This is a genomic window from Agromyces allii (genome assembly GCF_009749385.1).
Taxonomy (GTDB): Bacteria; Actinomycetota; Actinomycetes; order Actinomycetales; family Microbacteriaceae; genus Agromyces; species Agromyces allii.
Genome location: NZ_WBIN01000007.1, coordinates 1 through 24290, shown reverse-complemented (window position 1 = coordinate 24290; position 24290 = coordinate 1). Strand labels below are relative to the sequence as shown.

25 protein-coding genes are annotated in these 24290 nt (G+C 68.7%); 15 read left to right on the top strand and 10 right to left on the bottom strand.

Annotation, left to right across the window (positions count from 1 at the left end):
• Positions 1 to 45 precede the first annotated feature (45 nt).
• A complete protein-coding gene (locus GQR16_RS09900) occupies positions 46 to 522 on the top strand; it encodes a hypothetical protein (RefSeq protein ID WP_157414984.1) in 477 nt (158 codons plus the stop codon).
• Here the strand turns inward: GQR16_RS09900 and GQR16_RS09895 are convergent.
• Both GQR16_RS09895 and GQR16_RS09890 read right to left on the bottom strand, forming a co-directional pair.
• Positions 504 to 1598: a class I SAM-dependent methyltransferase gene (locus GQR16_RS09895; protein ID WP_211373484.1), complete on the bottom strand. Its 1095-nt coding sequence runs from the start codon at positions 1596 to 1598 to the stop codon at positions 504 to 506. The two genes, GQR16_RS09900 and GQR16_RS09895, sit on opposite strands and share 19 nt — an antisense overlap.
• A gap of 139 nt (positions 1599 to 1737) precedes the next feature.
• Complete coding sequence (locus tag GQR16_RS09890) at positions 1738 to 2157, bottom strand: hypothetical protein (RefSeq protein WP_157414983.1); 420 nt, start codon at positions 2155 to 2157, stop codon at positions 1738 to 1740.
• 419 nt (positions 2158 to 2576) lie between these two features.
• On the opposite strand from GQR16_RS09890, the gene GQR16_RS09885 reads away from it, so the two are divergent.
• Positions 2577 to 3116, top strand: a complete 540-nt coding sequence (locus GQR16_RS09885; protein WP_246200702.1) for a GNAT family N-acetyltransferase — start codon at positions 2577 to 2579, stop codon at positions 3114 to 3116.
• A gap of 154 nt (positions 3117 to 3270) precedes the next feature.
• On the opposite strand, the gene GQR16_RS09880 is transcribed toward GQR16_RS09885, so the two are convergent.
• Positions 3271 to 3750, bottom strand: a complete 480-nt coding sequence (locus GQR16_RS09880) for a hypothetical protein (RefSeq protein WP_157414982.1) — start codon at positions 3748 to 3750, stop codon at positions 3271 to 3273.
• A gap of 1072 nt (positions 3751 to 4822) precedes the next feature.
• Between GQR16_RS09880 and GQR16_RS09875 the strand changes: the two genes are divergently transcribed.
• Positions 4823 to 5206 (top strand): CPCC family cysteine-rich protein, encoded by a 384-nt coding sequence (locus GQR16_RS09875; protein WP_157414981.1) that lies wholly within the window; start codon positions 4823 to 4825, stop codon positions 5204 to 5206.
• Positions 5207 to 5647: 441 nt separating this feature from the next.
• Here GQR16_RS09875 and GQR16_RS09870 read toward each other — a convergent pair whose 3' ends face one another.
• From GQR16_RS09870 to GQR16_RS09860, 3 genes are all read right to left on the bottom strand, one after another.
• Entirely contained in the window at positions 5648 to 5944 is a 297-nt protein-coding gene (locus GQR16_RS09870; protein ID WP_157414980.1) for a hypothetical protein, read from the bottom strand.
• A gap of 177 nt (positions 5945 to 6121) precedes the next feature.
• Positions 6122 to 6745: an AbiV family abortive infection protein gene (locus GQR16_RS09865; RefSeq protein ID WP_246200739.1), complete on the bottom strand. Its 624-nt coding sequence runs from the start codon at positions 6743 to 6745 to the stop codon at positions 6122 to 6124.
• A 172-nt stretch (positions 6746 to 6917) separates the two neighbouring features.
• Positions 6918 to 8090: an ATP-binding protein gene (locus tag GQR16_RS09860; RefSeq protein ID WP_157414978.1), complete on the bottom strand. Its 1173-nt coding sequence runs from the start codon at positions 8088 to 8090 to the stop codon at positions 6918 to 6920.
• Positions 8091 to 8332: 242 nt separating this feature from the next.
• Here GQR16_RS09860 and GQR16_RS09855 point away from each other — a divergent pair, with 242 nt between their 5' ends.
• Together GQR16_RS09855 and GQR16_RS09850 are read left to right on the top strand one after the other, a co-directional pair.
• Positions 8333 to 8527, top strand: a complete 195-nt coding sequence (locus GQR16_RS09855; RefSeq protein WP_157414977.1) for a hypothetical protein — start codon at positions 8333 to 8335, stop codon at positions 8525 to 8527.
• 91 nt (positions 8528 to 8618) lie between these two features.
• Entirely contained in the window at positions 8619 to 8975 is a 357-nt protein-coding gene (locus tag GQR16_RS09850) for an Imm8 family immunity protein (RefSeq protein ID WP_170298453.1), read from the top strand.
• A gap of 40 nt (positions 8976 to 9015) precedes the next feature.
• Here GQR16_RS09850 and GQR16_RS09845 read toward each other — a convergent pair whose 3' ends face one another.
• Together GQR16_RS09845 and glsA are read right to left on the bottom strand one after the other, a co-directional pair.
• Positions 9016 to 9363 (bottom strand): hypothetical protein, encoded by a 348-nt coding sequence (locus tag GQR16_RS09845; protein WP_157414975.1) that lies wholly within the window; start codon positions 9361 to 9363, stop codon positions 9016 to 9018.
• 283 nt (positions 9364 to 9646) lie between these two features.
• Positions 9647 to 10915 carry a glutaminase A gene (gene glsA, locus GQR16_RS09840; RefSeq protein ID WP_211373483.1) on the bottom strand — a complete coding sequence of 423 codons (1269 nt, stop codon included), beginning with the start codon at positions 10913 to 10915 and terminating at the stop codon, positions 9647 to 9649.
• A 111-nt stretch (positions 10916 to 11026) separates the two neighbouring features.
• On the opposite strand from glsA, the gene GQR16_RS09835 reads away from it, so the two are divergent.
• From GQR16_RS09835 to GQR16_RS09795, 9 genes are all read left to right on the top strand, one after another.
• Positions 11027 to 12235: an NAD(P)/FAD-dependent oxidoreductase gene (locus GQR16_RS09835; RefSeq protein WP_157414974.1), complete on the top strand. Its 1209-nt coding sequence runs from the start codon at positions 11027 to 11029 to the stop codon at positions 12233 to 12235.
• Positions 12235 to 12558 carry a (2Fe-2S)-binding protein gene (locus GQR16_RS09830; protein WP_157414973.1) on the top strand — a complete coding sequence of 108 codons (324 nt, stop codon included), beginning with the start codon at positions 12235 to 12237 and terminating at the stop codon, positions 12556 to 12558. Before GQR16_RS09835 ends, GQR16_RS09830 begins: the two co-directional genes overlap by 1 nt.
• Positions 12555 to 14156 (top strand): NAD(P)/FAD-dependent oxidoreductase, encoded by a 1602-nt coding sequence (locus GQR16_RS09825; protein WP_157414972.1) that lies wholly within the window; start codon positions 12555 to 12557, stop codon positions 14154 to 14156. The genes GQR16_RS09830 and GQR16_RS09825 overlap by 4 nt, the downstream gene beginning before the upstream one ends.
• Positions 14153 to 15070 (top strand): dihydrodipicolinate synthase family protein, encoded by a 918-nt coding sequence (locus GQR16_RS09820; protein ID WP_157414971.1) that lies wholly within the window; start codon positions 14153 to 14155, stop codon positions 15068 to 15070. Before GQR16_RS09825 ends, GQR16_RS09820 begins: the two co-directional genes overlap by 4 nt.
• Positions 15071 to 15268: 198 nt before the next feature.
• Entirely contained in the window at positions 15269 to 16270 is a 1002-nt protein-coding gene (locus GQR16_RS09815) for a proline racemase family protein (RefSeq protein ID WP_157414970.1), read from the top strand.
• 104 nt (positions 16271 to 16374) lie between these two features.
• Positions 16375 to 17859 (top strand): aldehyde dehydrogenase (NADP(+)), encoded by a 1485-nt coding sequence (locus GQR16_RS09810; RefSeq protein WP_157414969.1) that lies wholly within the window; start codon positions 16375 to 16377, stop codon positions 17857 to 17859.
• Positions 17860 to 17929: 70 nt separating this feature from the next.
• Positions 17930 to 18193: a GlsB/YeaQ/YmgE family stress response membrane protein gene (locus tag GQR16_RS09805; RefSeq protein WP_157414968.1), complete on the top strand. Its 264-nt coding sequence runs from the start codon at positions 17930 to 17932 to the stop codon at positions 18191 to 18193.
• 166 nt (positions 18194 to 18359) lie between these two features.
• On the top strand, positions 18360 to 18650 hold the full coding sequence (locus GQR16_RS09800) for a DUF6412 domain-containing protein (protein ID WP_157414967.1): 291 nt from the start codon (positions 18360 to 18362) through the stop codon (positions 18648 to 18650).
• 99 nt (positions 18651 to 18749) lie between these two features.
• Positions 18750 to 19589 (top strand): YidC/Oxa1 family membrane protein insertase, encoded by an 840-nt coding sequence (locus GQR16_RS09795; RefSeq protein ID WP_157414966.1) that lies wholly within the window; start codon positions 18750 to 18752, stop codon positions 19587 to 19589.
• Here the strand turns inward: GQR16_RS09795 and GQR16_RS09790 are convergent.
• Both GQR16_RS09790 and tatA read right to left on the bottom strand, forming a co-directional pair.
• Positions 19535 to 19990: a twin-arginine translocase TatA/TatE family subunit gene (locus tag GQR16_RS09790; RefSeq protein ID WP_211373482.1), complete on the bottom strand. Its 456-nt coding sequence runs from the start codon at positions 19988 to 19990 to the stop codon at positions 19535 to 19537. The genes GQR16_RS09795 and GQR16_RS09790 overlap by 55 nt on opposite strands.
• 2 nt (positions 19991 to 19992) lie before the next feature.
• Positions 19993 to 20331 (bottom strand): Sec-independent protein translocase subunit TatA, encoded by a 339-nt coding sequence (gene tatA / locus GQR16_RS09785; protein ID WP_157414965.1) that lies wholly within the window; start codon positions 20329 to 20331, stop codon positions 19993 to 19995.
• Between the two features lie 543 nt (positions 20332 to 20874).
• On the opposite strand from tatA, the gene GQR16_RS09780 reads away from it, so the two are divergent.
• A complete protein-coding gene (locus tag GQR16_RS09780) occupies positions 20875 to 24273 on the top strand; it encodes a PQQ-dependent sugar dehydrogenase (protein WP_211373481.1) in 3399 nt (1132 codons plus the stop codon).
• Positions 24274 to 24290 lie beyond the last annotated feature (17 nt).

The following is a 24290-nucleotide window of genomic DNA, read 5'->3' as shown; positions in this document are numbered from 1 at the left end:
CATCCCAAAGGGAGCCACTCTCCAAGTGATTGCGCGGTTGCAGATATGACGATTCAGATCATCAGCTCGCGTTCGACCAGCGTCGCGAGTCTTGGCCAGGATCGTGTCGAGATCAGACGGACGCTCGGCACATACCGAACGTTTCGTCGGACGCCGCTGAGCGAGGAATCCGACCACTTCATCGAGATCGGTGTGATCGTCACCTACTCTGCCGCGGGCGTCGTGACGATGATGGAATTCCTCGAGCCGGCGCGGATCGCGTGCGAGCGTGTGCAGCTGCTCGGCGAGCCGCTCGATGCGGTGGCAGCCCTGCTGGCGACGAGCGGCGTCGAGTTCGAGCCAGACGGACTCGGCGGAATGATCCCGAGCCTGTCAGCTGGCGTCTACGCTCCGGCCGGCGTCATCGAGGGGGTTCAACTCGGAAGCGATTTGACAGCCTGGTCACCACGCACAGCGTCGCCCGGCGGGTGCACTGCGGCACCTCGGTGCGGGCTGGGAGGTGCTCAGCGCTCGAGCAGGTAGAACCGGAAGGCGGCGAACCCGTCGATCGGCAAAATACTGACTGCCGAGAAGCCTGCTTCGTGTGCGTAGCGCTCAAGGGTCGGATGTCGCATGACGGTGCCGGTCGCGACGGAGTCCGGTATCGACATCGAGTCAGGGAGGCAGATCAGCAGACTGTATCCGTACATCGCCCGCTCGATGTCGTCGCCGGGCGGCGAGAACGTCTCGGCGACGGCCTCGTCCATCACGACCACGACACCGTCGGATCGGACCGCGCGCCTGATCGAGGAGAGGACGGCGACGGGGTCCGGCATGTCGTGCAGTGCTTCGAAGACGAACGCGGCGTCGTAGCGGTCTTCGCCCTCGTCGGCGAGCTGCTCTCCTCGAAGCTCGGAGAAGGTCACGTTCTCGAGCCCTGCGGCATGCTCGTGTGCCGCCTCGATGGCGGGGGCATCGATGTCGAACCCGTCGACGATTGCATCCGGGTACGCCCGGGCAAGACCTATCGTCGACCACCCGTGACCACACGCGACATCGGCGATCCCGGCATCCGGTCGCGACAGCACCTCGTGCACCCGCGGGACGGATGCGAGCGCGTTCGCAAGCACGTTCTCGAACCACGGACGGTTGATGTCGCCCTGACCATCGCGCACGGCAGCGCCGAACGCCGCCCACGGAACGCCTCGACCCGACCGGTAGGCGTCCGTGAGGTCTGGCACTCGCAGCGCGACCGCGGCGAACATGTCCGCCAGCGGTGCGGAATACCCGAGAGACGTGCGGTCTGTGAGCACCTCAGCCTGCGCGGCGGGCAGACGGAACCTCAGGTCGTCGCCCTCGCCGTCGACGTCGAGGATGCCCGCCGTCGCCTGCTGCTCGAGCCATTCGCGCGCGTACCGCTGATCGATGCCGGTCCGCGCGGCGAGCTCGGCCGCCGTGGCCGGCGCACCGCGGAGCGCCGCGTAGAGCCCAAGGCTGGAACCGATATGGATGGAGAGCGTCTCCATCCCGCCGAGGAACCTGTCGAACACCCACCCCGCGAAGTCCTCGACCACCTGCTCATCGGCCTTGTCGCCGTCACGATCCATCGTGTCGTCCATCGCGCACCCCCGGTTGCTCTGACGGCATCAACCAGCGCCATGCTAGAACTCGCACCACGCGTCCACCAGGCTTTCGGCGCCCACCAACGGTCGTCGACCGGACGGCCCGCGTGCAGATCCGCCTGCGGGTGCGCGAGGGTCACTCGCCGCTGTTCGAACCATCGTCGAGGTAGACGGTCGCGTAGACGTCAACACCGAGCTCGGCGATCCCTGCAGCGAGCTCGACGGGAAGTACAAAGCCGCCTTGCGTTGAGTCAGAGTCCGCGGACCACCAGATCCTCGCAGAACAGTCCGTTGAAGGGAGCTGAAACTGACCGACTCCCGGGCGGGCAGCTGCGACGAGTTCACGCAGCGCTCGAGTCCCTGTCTGGTCGTCTTCCGTGTTGCGACTGTGGTCGATGTCCATTGTCCACACGTTGTGGTCCAACAGCCGACCAGAACGGCTCGCGGAACCTCGGAGCTTCATGCTCGTCGGTTCCAGGCCGAGGATCTCGGAGATGAGCGTGGGTTCGGTCTCCCTCGACACGACCGTCAGTGAGGCGCGCCCGGACTGAATCATGACGCGAGCCTAGATGCACGTGCGACCAGCACGCCGATCGTGGCACTGTTTCGCCGAGGGATCGGCGAGCGAGACCCTAGCGACCCGCATCGAATGGTTCGCTGGGGGCGCCGACGTCCGTAGTGACGAGTGCGGGCAAACCGAGGACGGCGGAGAGAACCTTTTCGAGAAGGTGCTCGTCTCCTGAGAGCGGCTGATGTTCGGCGGGGATCACGAAGACTCGATCGCTGAAACTAGAACTCGGCGGCATAACCCGGAGCACCCCGTCGTACCCGGCCAATGAGAAGGCGGCTCGAACGGCTTCGACCTGTGCGTGAGAGAACACGGGCTCATCTCATCACAAGTAGCCGGTCGGCTTTCGGACGTCTGGTGACGGATGCAATGCTGGGGACGGAAGGCCGGCCTGCCAGAATTGCCGCATGGATCGGGACGATGCACCGTCGACCATGCCGGTCATTGAGACCGAGCGTCTGCTGCTGAGGTCGTGGCAGATCGCGGACGCTCCGTTTCACCGTCAGCTTTGGGCGGAACGCGATCCTCGCGTTCCCGCTCACCGCCGCCTCACCCGTGACGGTCATCCCAGCGTCGCTGAGTTGCAGGTCTGGTCACGAAAGTACGAGCAAGTGCCGGCGCCCGGTCTGCTCGTCGTGCGATTGAAAGGTACTGAGACTGATCTCGGATATTGCGGGCTCATCGAGAACACCGTCGGCCGCCCTGAGCAGCCCGAGCTTGCGTTCGAGTTCCTTCGAGAGTTCTGGAATCACGGGTATGCGACCGAGGCTGCCGGTGCGGTCGTCGATCGGGCACGTGCGCTTGGATACCGGCACCTTGCTTCGACCGTTCGAGCGTGGAACGGGGCGTCGCTGCGCGTTCTCGAGAAACTGGGTTTCGAAAGCACAGGTGAGCATGAGGACGACGAAGTCCACGGCAATTCGCTTCTTCTCAGGAAGGCCCTTTGACAAGGGTCTTACCCGTCTCTCGACAGTCAGGCTGGCGCCGGTACTGCCGGCCACAACTGAGAGTGAGTCTGTAGCTGCGCGCAAACCGATCCGCTTGCGCCTGTCCGATCAGCGATCCAGTTATAGGACATCGGTTGTCGCATCGGCTGAACGCTTAGTGCAGGCCGACTGAGGCCGCCGCCACGACCTGCCAGATCACGAAGACTGCGAAGATGACGCCGACGATCGCGATGAACGCAATGGTCAGAACGACAATCGCAAGGACCACGACCCGTTCGACCCATTGGAAGACGTTGAGCCGGCCCGGCCCAGGCGGGAGAAACCCGGCGGTGCCGCGAAGGAGCATCCCGGAATACCAGAACGGGACAGCCATCGCCAGGGCGAACACTCCGCACCAAGTCATCTCACGGTTCGCGAACCCGACGCCGACGCCGACGAAGATGACGGCGATGACTGGGAGTCCTGCGGCGATGAAGAGTTGCCCGTGCCCGGTCCACCAGACGCCGCGGAGGAAACGGTCGAAATCGGCCGGCGCTCGGCGTCGATACCACCGGACCCTGGCAATGCTGTTGGTGTCTGCTGGGTCGATCGCCGGGCGGTCATGGTTTGACGCGGCAGTATCGACTGCTCTCATGGCGATCAACCTACTGCAGGTGTCGCTCCATGCTCCTAGGAGGATCCGCCCGCGGGCGGTCGGACCACGGCACAATCAGCTGTCTTCGGCTAGCTGGAATGAACCATTCAATGAGGTTCAGAACGGTGCACCCACACAGCCATCGCGATGAACACGAGATCGAGAGCACCAAAGGCTCCAGCTACCGCCCATCCGAAGGATGCGCCAGAAAGTGCCGTCAACACGCCGATCAACGCCATGGCCCCGCAAAACACGGCATTGAACTTCGACCCCGATGGCGAGAGAGGGCTGAGGTCTGGAATCCTCATCCGTTGAGGACCACGAGAACAACGAGGAATGCGGCGATCCCGATCCCAGCGAGGAGGAAGAGCGTGCCCCGAGCACCACGACGAGCGCGGGCAACGCCCCGCCGCCACCCCAAGCATCAGCAAACCGGGTACGTATCCTCGAACGCTGAGTGGCGACCAAAACGCCGACAGCGATCGCGAAGATGGAGATCGACGCCATCCCGATTGCCTTCAGCGGGGTCAGATCCCACAGCGAACCACTTAGTTCCATCGACCCGTCTCCTCTCGCCGCCAATCTTCGCACCAGATCCGCCTGCGGGCGCCCGCTCATGGATCGTCCAACGACGCAACCGCCAGCCGATGGCGGGTGCTCGACGGCTTCGAGTTCCGGCGCGCCGGCGCTCTCCTCAGCCCTATGGACCCATCCGCTGCGACGGCGACACGGAGTGCAGCACTCGCTGCTTGGGGTCTCACGCTCCTTATCTTCGGAGCTCTCGGCTTCATCGGTGGGCCCGCCCTGATCGCTACGTTCTACGCCAGCCAAGGACGCCTACCCATCGCCGACATTGGGTCCTGGAATACCGTTCTCGTCCTTTTCGTGTGGTTGAGCGGGCTGGTGCTCCTAGCGACCGGCATCCTGCTTCTAGTGCTTGGCCGTCGACGCTAGTCGGTAGACACGACGTCAGTCGGTGCTTGAACCCGTGACCTCTCGAGTATCTGCGGGCCGATCTCTCCGCAACGCTCCCACTTGACGCTGTCCGAACCGAGCGCTCACTCTTGGTTTCGTGGTTGCAACCAGTCTTCGATTCCCGTGCCCATGCTGTGGCCACTTGCTCTTCAGCGAACCTCCGGGGAGTTACGAGATCTGCGATGTCTGCTACTGGGAAGACGATGCCATCCAACTGAGGTGGCCCAACCTTGCGGGAGGCGCAAACCGCACCTCTCTCGTTGAGAGCCAACGGAACTACTCAACGCTCGGCGCGATGGAGGAACGCTTCGTTGGAATGGTCCGCGATGCGACACCGGCCGAGGCCCGCGAGCGGGCATGGCGAGCGATCGACACTCGGCTGGATTCCTTCGAGACGGAGTGGCCCTCCACCACACCTTGGCCGGAAGACCTCACCTCTCTGTACTGGTGGCGACCAACCTTCTGGAGAGCGCGCGTCTGAAGCACGCGCCCCGAATCTCGCTAAGCGATCGGTCATCGATCCGCGGATAACGTAACCCAACGTTCGATCCGTGGTCGTCCGAGAGTTGTGGCCGCATCTCACGGCTCGACAGTCAGGTGGCATCAGAACTCTGATCGAGTCCACGGCTCCCCAACCGCCGCACGTTCCGCTTCCTGGTTTGGGGCCAGATCCAGGACCTCCACCACCGCTGGGTCGTAGGTGATCAGGTGCCCGATACCGACGACTCGGTACGAGCCCGCGTCGTTTAGATGATCGTCTCCACAGAGTGCGCACCAGTCTCCATCTGGGCGGGTCACGTAGAGAACCGGGCGGCTCCGGTCAAAAACGTGGATGCACACAACGACTTCGTCTCACCTGAGATACCGGGGTACGAACCTCGAAGAGTCACGGGGCGAATCCATTCGTCGGGATGTGGACCACCTACGCCAAGTGCCCGAGCGCCTTGAGAAGGTCGCCTAGCCACACCAGTTCGAACGTGACGGTGGCGTCGATGTCTTTGGTGCCTTGGAGGTTGGCCCACGATTCGGTGAGCTGACCGATCGTCGGCGACGGCGGTGGCGTCGTCACGTCGTAGATTTCCGGGTATGGCATCGAGTAGAAGTAGTCCTCGTGCAGGGTGACAGACGCGCCTCGTGTCTGCTCCAGATGAGTGATCAACCTTTCGAACACCTCCCGGAGTTCCCCGGCGTCGATCGTCAATCCGTTCCACCGTTCCATACCCTGACGTTAGCGGGCCGGTGGCGCCTTCACGACAAGCTCGCATGCCGGTCGTCGACCGGACGCCCGGAGGCGGATCGCTCACCGGGCATTCATAATGACGGGGCTCGGCCCGAGGCGCGGGTGCCAGCTGACCAGCTGGTGCAGCTCCGACATCTGAGTCAGCGCCGCTGATACTCAGAGTCCGTCGCCCGGTCCGTGTGCCAGGACAACTGTGAGCAGTGACTCAACTTCCTTGGTCGAGGAGACCGGTTTGCCCGTAATGCTGGCTAGAAGGTGGTCTTCGCTCAGGAACCACTGGAGCATGTCGGCGGTTTCCCAAATCTGAGACCGCAAGAGTGGCCTTTCGATCGCATGCGGCACCGTGAAGGACCCGTCCGCTCGGAGATCGACGTAGAAGCCACTCATCTTGGCCTCGTTGTCCTCCTTGGCGAGCCTCTTCAGATAGGCGTCGAGCATTTCGGGAGCATGGGTTTTCACTAGTTCAATCTCTACAGGCTCCGTATTGCCCGGGACCTCGACGAAGTCGGTCCCGAAATCTGCGGCCGCTATGAGTTTTGCGAGGTGGTTAGCTGCCTTTTCACTCAGTTGGGGCACCTCACGCGGCGTCTCGTCACCGTGGTACCAAGCGTCCCGGAACGACTTAGACACCCAGACCGCCTTGCCCACTTCCTCCTGCGCAAGGACAATAAGTGCCTGCGCGCGTGGTGATGGGAACAGGGCGTCTGCATCGATGACGATCCGCGCTGCGTTTTCGAGGAGTGCCAGCCACAATGCCCGAGCGGTCGTCGGCGTCAGCATCGTCACGTTGCCAGATTAGAGGTCATTGCCGCGCGCCGTGCTACAGCCCAGCCCGGTCAGGGCGTTGAGCCATGGCTAGAGATTCGGCATCCTGCGACGGAACTGGGTGGCTCGCTCGCCTCGGTTTGTCCGATAGCGGATCCTTGAGCGGTTCGCTCGACGACTACGTCTCTCAGAGGTCCGCCTGCCGATTAATGAACGCGGGCATGCCCGGGACAGTGAACGCCACGACGCCGTGCTCTGGCGCGTAGATCAATCCCTTGTTGATGAGATTGGCGCGAGTGGGGCCGAGGCTTCTTGTCCCCGCTCGGCCGAGCCGATCGGCGACCGCACCCGACTGGCTTCCTGAGTCACCGTCATAAGCCATCGCCCGGAGGTACTGCTGCTCGGCTGGAGTAGCGCGATCCCACCTGGCGCGGAAGAACCCGTTGTCCAACTGGTTGTTCCCCTTCGCAACGCCGAGCTCCGCGTCCCGAACCGTGATGACGGGGCCAACGGCAACATTCCAGGTGTCTTGCCCGAACTGTTGCAGGAAATACGGATAGCGGCCTGAGGCCTCGACGACTAGATCCACTGCGTCGTCCTCCCAGTCGGCGTCTTCCGAAGCTGCCGGGATGGCTAGCGCATCCGCCGCGGCCTCCGCAGGCAACTCCCGCACATGTGTGTAATGGAAGCGCTCAGAGTAGGACTTTGCCTCGGCAAGCATCCGAGGCAAGCTGGGGAGCCCTGCGAACGCAAATCCGACCGGCCAGTTGTCTTGGGCTGCCGCATGCGCGATTGCGCAGAGGGTTGTCAGTTCGTCGGGGGCGAGGTCTTGGGCTTCATCAATGAAGATGGCGAGACCAACGCCTTCCTCCTCAGCCGCATCGCTGAGGTCCACAACGAGCTTTCGAAGGTCAGTCTCCAGGATGCCCGTGTCCGCTCCGCCGCCGGCAGCGTCGGACAGGTCAAGACCGAAAGTCCACGTGCCAGTTGTGTCGTAGGAGGCTTTGAAGCTCAGGGCGGTTTTGAGCGCTTTGACGAGCCGGCGGCCTGCGGCTGGCCGGGCCAGGTCGGCTAGTGGCGCATACAAGGCCTCACCCAACAGTTCGCGCAAAGCTTTCCCAGAGCCGGCCTCGATCTGCGCGACGATCCAGTCCCGTTTTGCCGCGTTACGACGGAACTCCGAAAGGAGGACCGTCTTACCGACGCCGCGGAGACCGTACAGCACAAACGGCTGATTCGAGCGCCCAGCCTCGGCTCGTTTGAGCGTGGTCGCCCATTCCTTCAATGACTCATCCCGGCCTACAAGCGCTGCAGGCTTGCGGCCGGCTCCAGGGGAGTAAGGATTGCGAACCGGATCCATCGGGCCCCCTTGTATATGGATATCTACAACCGTATAGCAATTCGCTATACGGCTCCATATATTGCTAGTCGCTCTGCGGCCGTTAGCCGTTCACTCCTACCTGCAGAAATTGCAGGACTTCGCGCGATCGCTCTGAGCCGCTCGTGCGCGGTAGGGATCCCTAATTGGCGTCCTGGGTCGCTGGACTCGTGCAAGATGATCCCGTGAGAGACCCGTCTAACTTGGATGTCAGAGACCTTCGGATGCTCGCCCGGCTCTGCGATGCAGCGCGGGTGATGACGCTATCCGGCAGGATCGGCCCGGAAGCGGTGGCGACGCTGCGACAGCGGATGAGTGTAGACACGACCGACGACGACGGCAGCGACCTGAGTGGGGTCGTCGACCACCTCGAGCGCCTCACCAGCCGGCTACGCGACGAACTCGGCCCCAACTACTAGGAAGGCTTGGCCGCTGGACGATCGTCCAGCGGGCGACCGGCTATCGGATGGTCGACGCCCTCGCATCCACTTCATGCGGCACGATCGACTCATGCGCGCGACCTTGAGAAGCCTTGCCTTCGAGCCGGATCCGGCGAGCCTCTCCGCCGAGCCGACAGAATTCAGTCTCCACGCTCGATTTATCGTCGGCCCTACTGACGGCCCGGGCGACGAGAGCTTCGACATCACCGTTTGCACGCCCGAATGGCTCGCCCGCGCTTGCAGCGCCGCCGGTGGTATCTATGACGCTAGGCATCACGTAGTCGTCAACCTCGACGAGTTCGACAAGCGGGCCGTCCACGACTGGCTCGCACTGAGAGTGGAGTGCGTGGAAGGAGACACCTGGGCCGAGATCGCGGAACGCCTGGGTCGACTCGGCCACTGGGAGTTCGAGGATTACCGACCTTGATCGAGGGGTCCTGTTGAGGGATCGCTCTGCGGCGACAGGGCTAGCCGAGATGTTGAAGCAGCCAATCCGCTCCAGCTGAGAGCGAGATAGCCACGTACTGAGTGACCAGGAGCGCAGCCACGACAAGCACCGGCGTTGCCGCTTTGGTCCGCTTCACCACGCTCACAGCGACGAGGGTGAACATCATCGCGATGGCGATCGTGCCGCCGGCGACTTGCGAGAAGGCCATACGAACGAACGCCGCGTCGTCGGGTGCGGAATAGTTGTTGAACGCGAAGAGGAGCACGAATGGCACCACGATGACGCCTCCGACGGCCGCCCAGACATAGCCGCGCCACGGTGTCGCGACGGTCTTTGTCGGGACGGAGGCCGCCTGCGTTGTACTCATTCCCGCATGCTAGCGGTCGCCGCGATCACGAATCGATAGTCAATGTGCCCGCAAGCCGGTCGAGTAGTGGGAGGCTTTCGCCATCGGCATGATCCTCTTCAGCCAGGCGAGTGACGAGGTGCCCGTTTACCCCGCCCGGTGGAAACGCCCGCAGGGGCACGCGTACTGCAACAGCGCTTTCAGTCCTCGAGGCATTCGGGACGAGGGCTCGCGGTCCCATCGAGGACCAGTTGGCGACGGGTGCGTGCGCAGAAGAACACCTGCAGGCGGAGAAGACCGGTCGTCAGCCGGCGAGATCGACGTCGAGCACGCCGTCGGGGTCGCGCAGCTCGACGCGGGGGAGCCCGTCGGGCGCCGGGCCCGCGGCATCCGCAGCCCAGAGCAGCAGTCGCACAGCGGGGGCGCCGACGCGCGTGACGGCCCCGAAGTCGAGCACGAGCCGGCCCTCGGACTCGAGCAGCGGCATGAGGCGGGTGAGCACCTCCTCGACGTTGCCGAAGTTCAGGTCACCGCGGAGCATCGCGACGACCTCGTCGCCGGCGACCTCGTCGGAGCTCGCGCCACCGACCGAGATCTCGTCGATGGGGGAGAGCGGGGCCTCGCGGTGCTCGAGCATGTGCAGGCCGTGCCGCTCGCTGAGTTCCTCGAGCACGGCGACGCCGCGCACGCTGTTGCCGCGCGCGTCGAGCCTGGGGCTGAACGTGCCGATGCCGAACTGCTCCGGCTGGAGCGCGGCGATGCCGCCGCCGACGCCGCTCTTGGCCGGAAGTCCCACGCGCACGAGCCACTCGCCCGAGGCGTCGTACATGCCGCAGCTCGTCATGACCGCGGTGGTCCAGCGCGCGACGTCCTCACTGACGACGCGCTCGCGCGTGATCGGGTTCACGCCCCCGTTCGCGAGCGTCGCGGCCATGATGGCCAGGTCGCGGGCCGTGACGGTGAGCGAGCACTGGCGGAAGTACGCGGTGGTGGCGACCTCGGCGGTCGAGGCGAGCGTTCCGGCCGATCGTGCGAGGTAGGCGAGCGCGCGGTTGCGGTCGCCGGTCGCCTGCTCGGAGGCGAAGACGGCCTCGTCGACGTCGAGCGAACGACCGGCGAATGCCGAGAGCCCGGCACTGATGACCGAGAACTTCTCGTCGGCCCGGTCGCCGCGCACGAGCGAGCTCGTCACGATGGCGCCCGCGTTGATCATGGGGTTCAGTGGCCGGCCGGTGTGTTCGTCGAGGCTGATGGCGTTGAACGGCTCGCCGCTCGGTTCGAGGCCGACGTGCCTGGTCACCTCGGCGAGACCGGACTGCTCGAGCGCCAGGGCGAAGACGAACGGCTTCGACACCGACTGGATCGTGAACTCGGCGTCGCTGTCGCCCGCTTCGTGCACGGTGCCGCGCACGCTCGCGAGGGCGATGCCGAGCTGGTCGGGGTCCTCGAGTGCGAGCTCGGGGATGTACGAGGCGACGGCTCCCGAGGTCTTGGGCCGCGCACGTTCGAGCACCGAGGCGAGCGCGATGCTCAGCGGGGACGGCGTGCTCCGGTCGGTGTCGTCGGCGGCCATGCGGCCAGCCTAGGGCTGGGCGGGCGCGGCGCCGGGGACCGACCCGTTGTGCTCGCAGTGGGTATGTGACATATTACTGTTGACCGCCAGTCGTCGACGAGAGGAGCGCCCGTGATCACAGATGTCGTCATCGTGGGCGCCGGCATCGTCGGCGCGGCCTGCGCCAGGGCGCTCGCGATGGCCGGGGTGCGCGTCACGGTGCTCGAACGCGGGGCCGCGGCATCCGGAACCAGCGCGAAGGGCGAGGGCAACCTGCTCGTCTCCGACAAGGGTCCCGGCGCCGAACTCGACCTCGCGGTCTACGCCGCCTCGCTCTGGCCGAACCTCGTCGCCGAGCTGGCAGATGAACTCGGCCCGGCGTTCCCGCCACTCGAGTACGAGCGCAAGGGCGGCCTGGTCGTCGCGACGACGGATGCCGGTGCCGCGCCGTTGCTGGCCTTCGCCGCCACGCAGCGCGAGGCCGGCGTCGACGCCCGCCCGGTGTCCGTCGCCGACGCGCTCGCGCTCGAACCCTGGCTGAATCCCGCGATCACCGCCGCCGTGCACTACCCCGACGACGCGCAGGTGCAGCCCGTCATCGCGACCGAGGCGCTGCTCGCCTCGGCCCGAGGCAACGGGGCGGTCGTACGCACGGGCGTCACCGTGACGGGCGCGACGCGAGAGGCGACCGGCCGCATCACGGGCGTCACGACCTCCGAGGGCGACGTGCGCGCCGACGCCGTGCTCATCGCCGCCGGCCCGTGGTCGGGCGAGGTCGCCGGCGCCATGGGCGTGCACCTGCCCGTGAAGCCCCGCCGCGGCATGGTGCTCGTCACGACGCGCATGCCGCACCGCGTCTTCCACAAGGTCTACGACGGCGACTACTTCGGCGCGACCCAGTCGTCGGATGCCGCGCTCCAGACCTCGAGCGTCGTCGAGTCGACCGCCGCCGGCACGGTGCTGCTCGGCTCCAGCCGCGAGCAGGTCGGGTTCGACGAGCGCCTGCGCGTCGACGTGATCCGCGAGGTCGCGGGCAAGGCGCTGCGTCTGTTCCCGTTCCTCGCCGAGGCATCGGTCATGCGCACCTACGGCGGGTTCCGCCCCTTCATGCCCGACCACCTGCCCGTCATCGGCGAGGACCACCGGGCGCCGGGCCTCTGGCACGCGAGCGGACACGAGGGCGCGGGCATCGGGCTCTCGCTCGCGACGGCTGACCTCATCGTCGCCGCGATGCTCGGCACGACGCCCCCGCTCGACCCCGCGCCGTTCGGCCTCGACCGCGCATCACTCGCGCCGCACCTCGTCGGCGAAACGGCCGAGCCAGAGGGGGAGGCCGCCTGATGGCCGCGCGCATGATGCCCTCGCGGCACGACCCGATCCGCCGCCGCGACGAGACGGCCATCGGCATCTCCGTCGACGGCGAGCCCATCGCCGGTGTCGAGGGTCAGAGCATCGCGGGGGTCGTGCTCGCGCGCGGGCGACTGGCGTGGCGCACGACGTCGGCCGAGGGCCGGCCGCGTGGACTCTTCTGCGGCATCGGCGTGTGCTTCGACTGCATCGTGACGGTCAACGGCGAACGCGACGTGCGCGCGTGCCAACGGCGGGCGAGCGACGGCGACGTCGTCGAGACGCAGCACGACGAGCTCCCCGAGGCGGCGCGATGAGCCCCGGCGCCGCATCCGCATCATCCGCCGGCCGCACCGTGCTCGTCGTCGGCGCGGGCCCAGCCGGGCTCGCCGCCGCGAAGGCCGCACGCGAGCGCGGGGCATCCGTGATCCTCCTCGACTCGGCCGACGCCACGGGCGGCCAGTACTGGCGCCACCTGCCGGCCGCGCGCCCCTCGGCGAACGAGCGCGCGCTGCACCACGGCTGGTCGACCTACACGGCGCTGCACGCCGAGCTCGACCGCGACCCGGGCTGCGAGATCGTGCTCGGCGCACAGGTCTGGGCCATCGAGCAGTTCGGTGCGGCGCCGGGCGCGACGCCCGATGCGGCGCCCGGTGCAGACGGCGAGCGAACGGATGCCGCGGCCGCGGCCGCGCCCGCCCCCGTCGCCGTGCACGTGCTCGTGGGCCTGCCCGACGGCACCGCCCGACGTGGCCGCACGTTCCGCCCCGACGCCCTCGTGCTCGCGACCGGCGCGCACGACCGCACGCTGCCGTTCCCCGGATGGGACCTGCCGGGCGTCTTCACGGCCGGCGCCGCGCAGGCGTTCGCGAAGGGCGAGCGGGTGGCCCTGGGTGAGCGCGTCGTGATCGCGGGCGCCGGACCGTTCCTGCTGCCGGTCGCCGCGTCGGTCGCAGCCACCGGGGCGAAGGTGCTCGGCGTCTACGAGGCGAGCCGTGCGGCCGCGCTCGTCAGGGGCTGGCTGCCGAAGCCGTGGCAGCTCGTCGGCGCCGCGAAGAAGGGCGGCGAGCTCGCGGGGTACGTCGGCAGCCACCTGCGCCACCGCATCCCGTACGTCACGGGTCGCGCGGTCGTCGCCGCGCACGGCACCGACCGCGTCGAGGCCGTCACGATCGCCGAGGTCGACGCCGACTGGCGGTCGATCCCCGGAACCGAGCGCCGCGTCGTGGCCGACGCCGTGTGCGTCAGCCACGGGTTCACGCCGAGGCTCGAGCTGCCGATCGCCGCGGGCTGCGAGCTCACGCCCGAGCGGTTCGTGCGCATCGACGAGGGCCAGGCCACGAGTGTGCCCGGCGTGTACGCCGCCGGCGAGATCACGGGCATCGGCGGCGTCGACGCGGCGCTCGCCGAGGGCGAGATCGCCGGCCACGTCGCCGCGGGCGGTTCCACCCGTGACGCGGACCTCGCCGCCGCCATCGGCGCCCGTCGCACGTTCACGGGCTTCGCCGCCCGCATCGAGGCCGCGCACGGCATCCGCCCCGGCTGGACCTCGTGGCTCGAGGACGACACCATCGTGTGCCGCTGCGAGGAGGTGCCGTACGGGCGCCTCCGCGAGACCCGCGAGGCGACCTGCGCGAGCGGCCTCCGCTCCATGAAGCTCACGACCCGCGCCGGCCTCGGCATCTGCCAGGGGCGCGTCTGCGGACGCACGGTCGAGGAGCTGATCGGCGCGGGCGGCGCACCCGGGGCGCTCACCGTAGACGGCTCACCCTCGACATCCGCCACCACCGATCGTCGGCCCATCGCCTCGCCGCTGCGCATCGGCGAACTGGCCGGTCGCGCCCCCGGAGATCCCGGTGGCCCCGTAGACCCGCACACCATCACGCACCGACCGTCCGAGAAGGGACACCCATGACCACCCAGAAGTTCGACCTCGGCGGCGTCGTCGTCGCGACCACGCTCGCCTTCAAGGCAGACGCCTCGGCACCGGCCGGCCTCGCCGTCGACTACGACCGGTTCGCCGCGCACTGCGACTTCCTCATCGAGAACGGATGCCGCGGCGTCGGCCCGAACGGATCGCTCGGCGAGTACTCGAGCCTCACCGACGCCGAGCGCCGCAAGGTGATCCAGGTCGCCGTCGAGACCGTCGCCGGACGAGGCCTCGTGGTCGCGGGCGTGCACGGCGTCGGCTGGCACCAGGCCGTGCAGTGGGCCGAGTACGCCAAGGCCGACGGCGCCGACGGCGTGCTCGCGCTGCCGCCGACGATCTACCGCGCGAGCCGCAGCGAGGTCGTCGAGCACTACACGCGCCTGAACGAGGTCGGCCTGCCGATCATGCTCTACAACAACCCGTTCGACACGAAGGTCGACCTTGTGCCCGACCTCGTCGCCGAGCTCGCCCAGCTCGAGAACGTCGTCGCGATCAAGGAGTTCACGGCCGACATCCGCCGCGTGCTCGAGATCAAGGAGCTCTGCGACATCGACGTCATCGCGGGTGCCGACGACCTGCTCTTCGAGTCGCTCGTCGTGGGCGCGACCGGCTGGTTCGCCGGCTACCCCAACGCGTTCCCGAAGGAGGCCGTCGAGATCTACGACCTCGTCACGGCCGGTCGCATCGACGAGGCGCGCGAGCTCTACACGCAGCTCGTGCCCGTGTTCCGCTGGGACTCGAAGACCGAGTTCGTGCAGGCCATCAAGCTGTCGATCGACATCGCCGGCCAGAGCTACGGTGGACCGACGCGTCCCCCGCGCGGTCCGCTCTCGGCCGAGCACGAGGCACAGGTGCGCCGCGACACGCAGAAGGCGCTCGACCACATCGCGAGCCGCTGAGCCGTGGGGGCGCGCCCGCGCGGCCCCCCCCCCCCCCCCCCCCCCCGGGGGGGGGGCCCCCCAGAGGAAGCACCCGGGGGGGAGCGGGGGGGGCCCGCCCACCCCCGGGCAGCCCCCCCCCCCCCCCCCCCGGGGGGGGGGGGGGCCCCCCCCCCCGGCCCCCCACGCCCCGCACCGAACCAGGCTGGAGGAGCACGCATGAGAACGAACCGGGTCATCTCGGCGGTCGACTCGCACACCGAGGGCATGCCCACGCGGGTCGTGACCGGCGGCGTCGGGGTCATCCCCGGCGCGACGATGAACGAGAAGCGACTCCATTTCATGGAGCACCTCGACGACCTGCGGCTGTTCCTCATGAACGAGCCGCGCGGGCACGCCGCGATGAGCGGTGCGATCCTGCAGCCCCCGACCCGGCCCGACTGCGACTGGGGCGTCGTCTACATCGAGGTCAGCGGGTGCCTGCCCATGTGCGGGCACGGCACGATCGGCGTCGCGACCGTGCTCGTCGAGACGGGCATGGTCGAGGTCGTCGAGCCGGTCACCGAGATCCGGCTCGACACCCCGGCCGGGCTCGTGATCGCGCGGGTCGCGGTGAGCGACGGCCACGCCGACTCGGTCACGATCGAGAACGTGCCGAGCTACGTCGAGGCGCTCGACACGAGCATCGCGGTGCCGGGCTACGGCACCATCCCGTACTCGATGGCCTTCGGCGGCAACTTCTACGCCATGGTCGACCTCGACGCGGTCGGGCTCCCGTTCGACCGCACCCGCCAGCAGGAGATCGTCACGGCCGGCCTCGCGATCATGGCGGCCATCAACGAGAGCGCGCCGCCGCGGCATCCGTTCATCGACGGCGTCGACCACTGCCACCACGTCGAGTTCATCGCCCCCGGGTCGGATGCCGCGCTGTCGCGCCACGCCATGGCCATCCACCCCGGCTGGTTCGACCGCTCGCCGTGCGGCACGGGCACCTCGGCGCGCATGGCCGAGCTCTGGGCCCGTGGCGAGCTCGCGCTCGACACCGACTTCGTCAACGAGTCGTTCATCGGCAGCCGGTTCGTCGGCCGCCTCATCGCCGAGACCGAGGTCGACGGGCGCCCCGCCGTCGTGCCGACGATCACCGGCCGGGCTTGGGTCACGGGCACGGCGCAGTACATGCTGGATCCGAGCGACCCGTTCCCGACCGGCTTCCAGTTCTGACCCACGATCCGTCGGCGTCGACCCGCGAACCGCCCGAACCGCACCGCACGCACCGAACCGCACTGCACTGCACGCACCGAAACCGCACCACGCAGGAGAACCAGATGACCCCCGAGCTCGAGACCATCGCGGCGAACGCGGCCGCCGCCGCGCAGCCCTTCGCCGACACGAACCCGCGCGACCGGGCGAGGGCCCTGGTCGCGGTGGCCGACGCGCTCGAGGCGAACGCCGACGCGCTCGTCGAGGTCGGCATGGCCGAGACGGGCCTCGCCGAGGCACGCCTGCGCGGCGAGCTGCGCCGCACGGCCGTGCAGCTGCGCCTGTTCGCCGAGACGGTCGCCTCGGGCGCGTACCTCGACGTGCGCATCGACGCGGCCGACCCCGGGTTCGCGCTCGGCCCGCGCCCCGACGTGCGCCGCTACCTCGTGCCGCTCGGCCCGGTCGTGAACTTCGCCGCGTCGAACTTCCCGTTCGCGTTCTCGGTCGCGGGCGGCGACACCGCGTCGGCGCTCGCCGCAGGCTGCCCCGTGATCCTGAAGGGCCACCCCGGCCACCCCGAGCTCACCCGGCGCACGGCCGCGATCGTCGCCGACGCGCTCGCCGCTGCCGGCATGCCAGACGGCGTGTTCCAGGTCGTCACCGACCAGGAGGAGGGCGTCGAGATCCTCAAGGACCCGCGCGTGAAGGCCGGGGCGTTCACCGGCTCGATCCCGGCGGGCCAGTTCCTGGCGGGCATCGCGGCCGCGCGCCCGGTGCCGATCCCGTTCTTCGGCGAGCTCGGCAGCCTCAACCCCGTGTTCGTCACGCAGGCCGCGCTCGACGAGCGCGCCGACGAGATCGTCTCGGGCTTCGTCACGAGCGTCAGCGGCTCGGCGGGCCAGCTCTGCACCAAGCCCGGATTCGTCTTCGTGCCCGCCGGTCACGGGCTCGAGCAGGGCATCTCGGATGCCGCGGCATCCGTCGCCCCGCACCGGCTGCTGAACCCGCGCATCGCCGCGGGCTACGTCGAGCGCCGCGAGGCCGTGCTGGCCGCCGCGGGCGTGCGCCCGGTGGCCGAGGGCCGCGTCGAGCTCGACGGCGCCGGGCAGGGCTGGGTCACGCCGACGATCGTCGCGGTCTCGCTCGACGACCTCGCGGCGGGGCGCGACGAGATCCTCGAGGAGTCCTTCGGCCCGCTCTCGGTGCTCGTCGAGGTCGAGCCGGGCACCGACCTCGCGGCCCTCGTGCCGACCCTGCTCGACGGCAACCTCACGGCGACGGTGCACGCCGCGACCGGTGAAGGCGGCGCCGAGCTCCGCGCGCTCGTGCGCGTGCTCACCGAGCACGCCGGCCGCGTACTGTTCGGCGGCTGGCCGACGGGCGTGGCGGTGACGCCGGCCATGCAGCACGGCGGACCGTGGCCCGCGACCACGAACGACTCGTCGACCTCGGTCGGCACGGCCGCGATCACGCGCTTCCTGCGCCCGGTCGCCTACCAGGGCGCCCCCGAGGCGCTGCTGCCCGGACCCCTGCAGACGGCCAACCCGTGGGGCGTCCCGCAGACGGTCTCGGCCGCGGGGGAGTCGACCGGCTGGGGCGACGACATCTGACCCGTCGAGGCCCTTGCGCGCGGGCGCGCCGAGTGGTTGGTTGAGGAACAACGGAAGTAAGGAGCACATCATGGGTTTCTTCGCATTTCTGATCCTCGGCCTCATCGCAGGTGCCATCGCCAAACTGATCCTCCCCGGCAAGCAGGGCGGCGGCTGGTTCATCACGCTGCTGCTCGGCGTCGTCGGGGCGTTCCTCGGCGGTTGGCTCGGCAGCCTCATCTTCAACGTCGGCCTCAACGAGTTCTGGTCGTGGAGCACCTGGCTCCTCGCGATCGCGGGCTCGATCATCGTGCTGCTCATCTACGGGCTCATCACGCGCAACAGGAAGGCCTGAGTTCCCGAGCTCGAGCTCCACACGACCACGAGGGGCGGATGCCGGTGCGAACCGGCATCCGCCCCTCGCCGTCCGCCCGGCAGGGACGTGCCGCCATCGCCCTGCCACCGCGCCGTCATCGCGGTGCTAGCGTGAAGGCCAGATCACGACCGCAGAGGAGGCGCACGTGGACCACGTCGTCGCCCTGCTGCGCCTGATCCAGGGCGTGCTCGAACCGCAGCTCGCGGGCGACGCGCACCTCACGGCCATCGTCATCGGTGCACTCTCGATCGCCGCGATCGCGGTCATCGTGACCTCGTACCGGGCGGTTCCCTCGCTCGTCGGCGCCGACGCCAGCAGCGCATCGCTGCGGCACCGCCAGACGGTCGATCCGGGGCGCCTCATCGCGCAGAGCGACCCCGACGCGGCAGGTCGCCCGCGCCCCAGGGCGCCGGGCCGCGCCTTGCAGGCCGCGTAGCGACATCCGCCCCACCACCCCGCGATCGCGCGGCACGAGGCGACCCTGCGCTCTCGCGGCCAGACGGACTCCCGCTCCGCTCCGACCGCAAGGAACCTCATGGACCTCTACGCCTTTCCGCCCATCGCCGCCGTGCTCGACGTCGCCTACGCGCTGCTCATGGGCCTCACCGACCTGCTCGAACCGTTCGCGGGCGGTGCGAGCGCCGCGCTCGCGATCGTGCTCGTGACCCTGCTCGTGCGGGCCGCCCTCATTCCGGTGGGCGTCTCGCAGGCGAAGGCCGAGCGCACGCGCGCCCGGCTCGCGCCACGCCTCGCCGAGCTCCAGCGCAAGCACAAGGCGAACCCCGAACGCCTGCAGCGCGAGATGATGGCGCTCTACGCCGAGGAGGGCACGTCGCCCTTCGCCGGCTGCCTGCCGATGCTCGTGCAGATCCCGGTGGTCGGCGTGATCTACGCGCTGTTCATCCTGCCGGTCATCGCCGGGCACCCGAACGACCTGCTCACGCACACGCTCTTCGGCGTGCCGCTCGGCTCGAGCCTCGCCGGATCCCTCGCAGCCGGCACCGCGACGCCCGCCACCATCGCCGTGTTCGGCGCGATCGTGCTGCTCATCGCCCTGGTCGGCGAGGTCACCCGGCGGGCGTTCCGACCGGTCGCGGCGGCGGGCACGGCATCCGCCTCATCGATGCTCGGAACGACGGATGCCGCGGGCGGGCCGAACGCGTCGTCGCAGCTGCCCGGGCTCGCCGGCATGACCAACGTGCTCGGCCTGCTGCAGTTCGTCACCGCCGTCGTGGCGGTGTTCGTGCCGCTCGCAGCCGCGATCTACCTGCTCGTGACCGTCACGTGGACGCTCGGGCAGCGGCTCGTGTTGCGCCGGCTCTACCCGGCGGTGCCGCCGGCGCCCCCGGTGACGCCGCCCGCGCTGCCGGCCTGAGGGGCGTACGCGGGGTCAAGGCCCGGGTCGTGCTCCGGAGCCTCGGGCTCGGTGGGCTCCGGCCTCGCGGCGTCTGACGCACTCGGTGCCTCTGCGGCGCCCGGGCCCGGCCGTGACGCCGAGACGGCGGGCCGGCCGGGCTCGGCGTCGTCGGTCAGCGCCGCGCGCATGATGCTGCGCGGGTCGTACCGGCGGGGATCGAGTGCGCGCCAGTCCTCGTCGGAGAACTCGGGTCCGAGCTCGTCGCGCACCTGCGCCGTCGTGGTCGTCGCGAAGGCGCGCACCTTCTTGACGAATCCCGCGAGCGCGGTCGCGTAGGCGGGAAGCCGGGTCGGGCCCACCAGCACGGCCGCGATGATGCCGATGAGGAGGAGCTTCTCGAAGGTGAGCCCGAAGGTCATGGCTACGGCGCGGGTTGCGGAGTCGGTGAGGGGGTTGCCGCGGCGGAAGCCGGCACGCCGGCGAGGCCGGGCGCCGGTTCGGGCACCACCGCTGCGGGCGCGGCCGCGTTCGGTGCGACCTGGCCGACAGGGGCTGCCGGCGCCGCGGACGCGGTTGCGACGCCGGCGGATGCCGCGGCATCCGCCTCGTCGTCTTCGCGCATGGCCTTCATCTCGCCCTTGAACGCCCGGGCCGACTGGCCGAGGCTGCGGGCGAGGGCGGGCAGCTTCGTGCTGCCGAACAGGAGCAGGATCACCGCGACGACGATCACGAGGTGCCAGCCGGTCAGTCCTTGGAGCATCTGGGCTCTCCTTCGGGCTCGGATGCGGCGGCTGATGCCCCGCGTCGATGGATTCGGAACGGACGGCACGCGTCGATGAAGACCACGACGTCCTGTTGCGGAGGATCCTATAGGTGCGCGCGCAGGTTCGACAAGCCTGCGCACCGAGTTAACTATCTTGACCGTAATTCATTCATCTTTTGATTGACCAACGGCGAAACTTCGGACAGGATGACGGCTGAGCGATGCCGGAGAGCGTGCGACCGGCAAGCGCGAGACGGGACCCAGGGGGCACCGTGACGAGACGAAGAAGTCCGGAACGACACCGCGACTCGACGACGAGCGAAAGGGGAGCGAAGCACGCACCCGTGGCCATGAGAGCCACCGACTGACATGTGACCCGGGCCACCACCTGAAACCGATCGAAGCGGCGGTGATGACCCGGTGAGACAACCCTGACTGGCAAGAACCGACAGGAGCTGTTCAACGATGAATTCTACCCGCAGGCGTTCGCGCAGACGAGGACTCCTGGTCCCCGTCATCGCGCTCACCGCCGGAGCGCTGATGATCACCGGCACGCCGGCGTTCGCGCACGACGGTGTCGACCACGGATCCGAGGGAGGCGCCACCGAGGCGCTCAACTGGGGAAACTACGAGAAGATCCTCCTCACGAAGAACGTGGGCGAGCCGATCGACCTGGCAGTGCTGCCCGACAGCACCGTGCTGCACACGGCCCGCAACGGCGAAGTGCGACTGACCGACCCGGCGTCCGGCACCACCACGGTGACCAACACCCTGCCCGTCTACGCGAACTCCGAGGACGGACTGCAGACGGTCGCGATCGACCCCGACTTCGAGGAGAACGGCTGGGTCTACCTGGTCTACGCCCCCCGAGACGCGAACGGCGACGGCGTGGCCGACACGCCGACCGGATCGGCCCCGAACTCGCTGCCGGCCGGCGCGGACTCGAGCTACTGGAACCAATGGGTCGGCGTCAACCGCCTCGCCCGCTTCCAGTGGACCGGTGAAGGCCTCGACCTCGCGAGCGAGCAGGTCATCCTCGACGTGCCCGTGCAGCGCGGCCAGTGCTGCCACGTCGGTGCGGACATCGACTTCGACGGCGACGGCAACCTCTACCTGAGCACCGGCGACAACACGCCGGCCAGCACGCCCGGCGCCAACGGCTTCGCGCCCAACAACGACGCACCGAACATGAACCCGGGCTTCGACGCACGACGCGGCGCAGGCAACACCAACGACCTTCGCGGCAAGATCCTGCGCATCCACGTCGAGGAGAACGGCACGTACACGATCCCCGAGGGGAACCTGTTCGCGCCCGGAACCGAGAAGACGAAGCCCGAGATCTTCATCATGGGCGTGCGCAACCCGTTCCGCATCGAGGTCGACCCCGAGACGAACTCGCTCTCGTGGGGCGACTACGGCCCCGACGCGACGAAGGCGGTCGCCTCGACCGCCGGTCGCGGCCCGATGGGCCTCGTCGAGTGGAACACCACGAGTCTCGACGACCCGCACAACGGCGGATGGCCCTACGTGACCGGCGACAACTTCGCCTACAACGACTGGGACTACGCGACCTCGACGCCCGGTGCGTTCTTCGACCCGGCGAACCTGGTCAACGACTCGCGCTGGAACACCGGCCTGACCGCCATCCCGGCGGCCCGCCCCGCAACGCTGTACTACGGCGACAACCCCGGCGACCAGCCGTGGGACGAGCTCGTCAACTTCGGAACCGGCTCCGGCCAGGGCCCGATGGGCGGACCGGTGTACCACTACGACGCCGACAACCCCTCGACCGCGAAGTTCCCGGAGTACTGGGACGGCAAGGCGTTCATGGGCGAGTTCTCGCAGGACTACATCGCGGCCTTCACGGTCGACTGGGACGCCGATGAGGTGACGCACATCCAGGACTTCCTGCCGAACACCGCGCTCACCGCCGCCGCGCAGCCGATCCACGACAACCCGATGGACATCGAGTTCGGCCCCGACGGGTCGATGTACGTGCTCGACTACGGCGACGGCTTCTTCCGAGCCAACCCCGACGCGGGTCTGTACCGGATCGACTACGCCCAGGGCAACAAGGCGCCGCAGGCGCGCTTCACGGCGACGCCTGGCTCGTCCTCGACCGCACCCGTGCAGGTCGCGTTCGACGCCTCGACGAGCACCGACCCCGAGGGTTCCGCGCTCACCTACGCGTGGGATGTCAACGGCGACGGCACGTTCGAGTACGAGGGCGCCACGGCGACCCACACGTACACCGAGCTCGGCGCCTACACGGCACGACTGCGCGTGACGGATGCCGGCGGCAAGTTCAGCCTCACCAGCAAGGTCGTCTCGGTCGGCAACCAGGCACCGGCGGTCACCGTGCAGTACCCCGAGAACGGCGGCTTCTTCGACTGGGGTCAGGCGGTCCCGTACAAGGTGACCACCGCCGATGCCGAAGACGGCACCGAGACCGCATCGAACCGCGTCGCGTGGACCTACGGACTCGGCCACGACGAGCACGCCCACCCCGAGGTGACGGGCACCGGAGCGACCGGCGCCTGGAAGACCGACCCCAACTCGCCCGAGCACGGCGCCGGCGCCAACCTCTACGGTGCGGTCGTCGTGACCTACTCGGACAACGGGGCCAACGGGCTCCCGGCAGCGACGGGTGAGGCCTCGGTCCGGCTCAACCCGCGTACGCAGGAAGCCGAGTACGCCACTCAGCGCAAGGGCGTCGTCGTCTACGAGGACGAGACCGCGTCGGGCGGCACCGCCATTCGGGGCCTCGGCACCGACGGCGGCGTGACCGACTTCCTCCGCTACGACCCCGTGAGCTTCTCGGGGATCACCGGAGCGGTCGTTCGCGCCAACGGCGCCGGCAAGGTCGACCTCCGATGGGGCAGCGCCACCGCGGCACCGTTCGCGTCGGCGACCATCCCCGGCGGCGCCGGCTGGAAGGACGTGTCGATCAACTTCACGGCTCCCACCGGCAGCGGCCAGCTGTTCGTGACCTCGGCGAACGAACTCGCCGTGGACTCGATCAAGATGGTCGGCCCGGGCGTGGCGGACGTCAAGGCGCCGACGGTCGCGCACACGCTCACCCCGAGCACCCCGAAGGGTGTCGGCGGCGTGTTCAACGAGCCGGTCCGGTTCGCCGTGCAGCCCGCCGACAACGGCGCGCTCGCGAGCGTGCAGTACTCCACCAACGGAGGCTCCACGTGGACCGCCCTGGCCGCGAACCAGCAGTACGGGGTGACCTTCCAGACGAAGGGCACGTACGACCTGCGGTACCGCGCGACCGACACCGGCGGCAACGTCTCGACGGTCGGACAGGTCAGCTTCAAGGTCGACCTCGACGCGCCGAACGAGCCCACGGTCGACAGCCGCACGCTCGTGACGCTCGGCTCCTCGCGGGCGTCGTACGGCGACGAGACCCCCGTGTCCGTCCAGGTGACCGGCGAAGGCGGCGTGCCGTCCGGTGAGGTCAAGCTCACCATCGGCGAGACCGAAGTCGGTCGCGGCACCCTCGACGCCGACGGGAAGGCGACCATCACCCTCCCGGCGGACCTCGCAGTGGGCACCCACACGATCCGGGCGAGCTACCTCGCCGACGAGGTCTTCAAGACCTCCGCCGGCACGGCTCGACTCACGGTCGCGCAGACGAAGTCGATCACCGACGTCTCCGTCTCGCCCGACCCGGTCAAGCCCGCGGTCGCCGCCAAGGCGGAGATCCAGGTCGACTCGACGACGGGCATCGTCCCCGTCGGCGGTGTCACGGTCACGGTGCGCAAGGGCACCGCGACGGTCGCGACGGTCACCGGGACGCTCGACGCGTCCGGTCACGTCGTGGTCACCCTGCCGAAGCTCGCAGTCGGCTCCTACCAGATCCAGGCGGCATACGACGGGTCCTCCGGCGTGGCCAAGAGCACGGACACGGCCAGCCTGACCGTGCGCCAGTAGTCCTGTGGGGGCCGCGC

What these genes read in the sequence shown, in the direction of transcription:
- GQR16_RS09900 (WP_157414984.1), top strand. Translation starts at nt 46, where the DNA reads ATGACGATTCAGATCATCAGCTCGCGTTCGACCAGCGTCGCGAGTCTT.
- GQR16_RS09895 (WP_211373484.1), bottom strand. Translation starts at nt 1,598, where the DNA reads ATGGACGACACGATGGATCGTGACGGCGACAAGGCCGATGAGCAGGTG.
- GQR16_RS09890 (WP_157414983.1), bottom strand. Translation starts at nt 2,157, where the DNA reads ATGATTCAGTCCGGGCGCGCCTCACTGACGGTCGTGTCGAGGGAGACC.
- GQR16_RS09885 (WP_246200702.1), top strand. Translation starts at nt 2,577, where the DNA reads ATGGATCGGGACGATGCACCGTCGACCATGCCGGTCATTGAGACCGAG.
- GQR16_RS09880 (WP_157414982.1), bottom strand. Translation starts at nt 3,750, where the DNA reads ATGAGAGCAGTCGATACTGCCGCGTCAAACCATGACCGCCCGGCGATC.
- GQR16_RS09870 (WP_157414980.1), bottom strand. Translation starts at nt 5,944, where the DNA reads ATGGAACGGTGGAACGGATTGACGATCGACGCCGGGGAACTCCGGGAG.
- GQR16_RS09865 (WP_246200739.1), bottom strand. Translation starts at nt 6,745, where the DNA reads ATGCTGACGCCGACGACCGCTCGGGCATTGTGGCTGGCACTCCTCGAA.
- GQR16_RS09860 (WP_157414978.1), bottom strand. Translation starts at nt 8,090, where the DNA reads ATGGATCCGGTTCGCAATCCTTACTCCCCTGGAGCCGGCCGCAAGCCT.
- GQR16_RS09855 (WP_157414977.1), top strand. Translation starts at nt 8,333, where the DNA reads ATGCTCGCCCGGCTCTGCGATGCAGCGCGGGTGATGACGCTATCCGGC.
- GQR16_RS09850 (WP_170298453.1), top strand. Translation starts at nt 8,619, where the DNA reads ATGCGCGCGACCTTGAGAAGCCTTGCCTTCGAGCCGGATCCGGCGAGC.
- GQR16_RS09845 (WP_157414975.1), bottom strand. Translation starts at nt 9,363, where the DNA reads ATGAGTACAACGCAGGCGGCCTCCGTCCCGACAAAGACCGTCGCGACA.
- glsA (WP_211373483.1), bottom strand. Translation starts at nt 10,915, where the DNA reads ATGGCCGCCGACGACACCGACCGGAGCACGCCGTCCCCGCTGAGCATC.
- GQR16_RS09830 (WP_157414973.1), top strand. Translation starts at nt 12,235, where the DNA reads ATGGCCGCGCGCATGATGCCCTCGCGGCACGACCCGATCCGCCGCCGC.
- GQR16_RS09825 (WP_157414972.1), top strand. Translation starts at nt 12,555, where the DNA reads ATGAGCCCCGGCGCCGCATCCGCATCATCCGCCGGCCGCACCGTGCTC.
- GQR16_RS09820 (WP_157414971.1), top strand. Translation starts at nt 14,153, where the DNA reads ATGACCACCCAGAAGTTCGACCTCGGCGGCGTCGTCGTCGCGACCACG.
- GQR16_RS09815 (WP_157414970.1), top strand. Translation starts at nt 15,269, where the DNA reads ATGAGAACGAACCGGGTCATCTCGGCGGTCGACTCGCACACCGAGGGC.
- GQR16_RS09810 (WP_157414969.1), top strand. Translation starts at nt 16,375, where the DNA reads ATGACCCCCGAGCTCGAGACCATCGCGGCGAACGCGGCCGCCGCCGCG.
- GQR16_RS09805 (WP_157414968.1), top strand. Translation starts at nt 17,930, where the DNA reads ATGGGTTTCTTCGCATTTCTGATCCTCGGCCTCATCGCAGGTGCCATC.
- GQR16_RS09795 (WP_157414966.1), top strand. Translation starts at nt 18,750, where the DNA reads ATGGACCTCTACGCCTTTCCGCCCATCGCCGCCGTGCTCGACGTCGCC.
- GQR16_RS09790 (WP_211373482.1), bottom strand. Translation starts at nt 19,990, where the DNA reads ATGACCTTCGGGCTCACCTTCGAGAAGCTCCTCCTCATCGGCATCATC.
- tatA (WP_157414965.1), bottom strand. Translation starts at nt 20,331, where the DNA reads ATGCTCCAAGGACTGACCGGCTGGCACCTCGTGATCGTCGTCGCGGTG.
- GQR16_RS09780 (WP_211373481.1), top strand. Translation starts at nt 20,875, where the DNA reads ATGATCACCGGCACGCCGGCGTTCGCGCACGACGGTGTCGACCACGGA.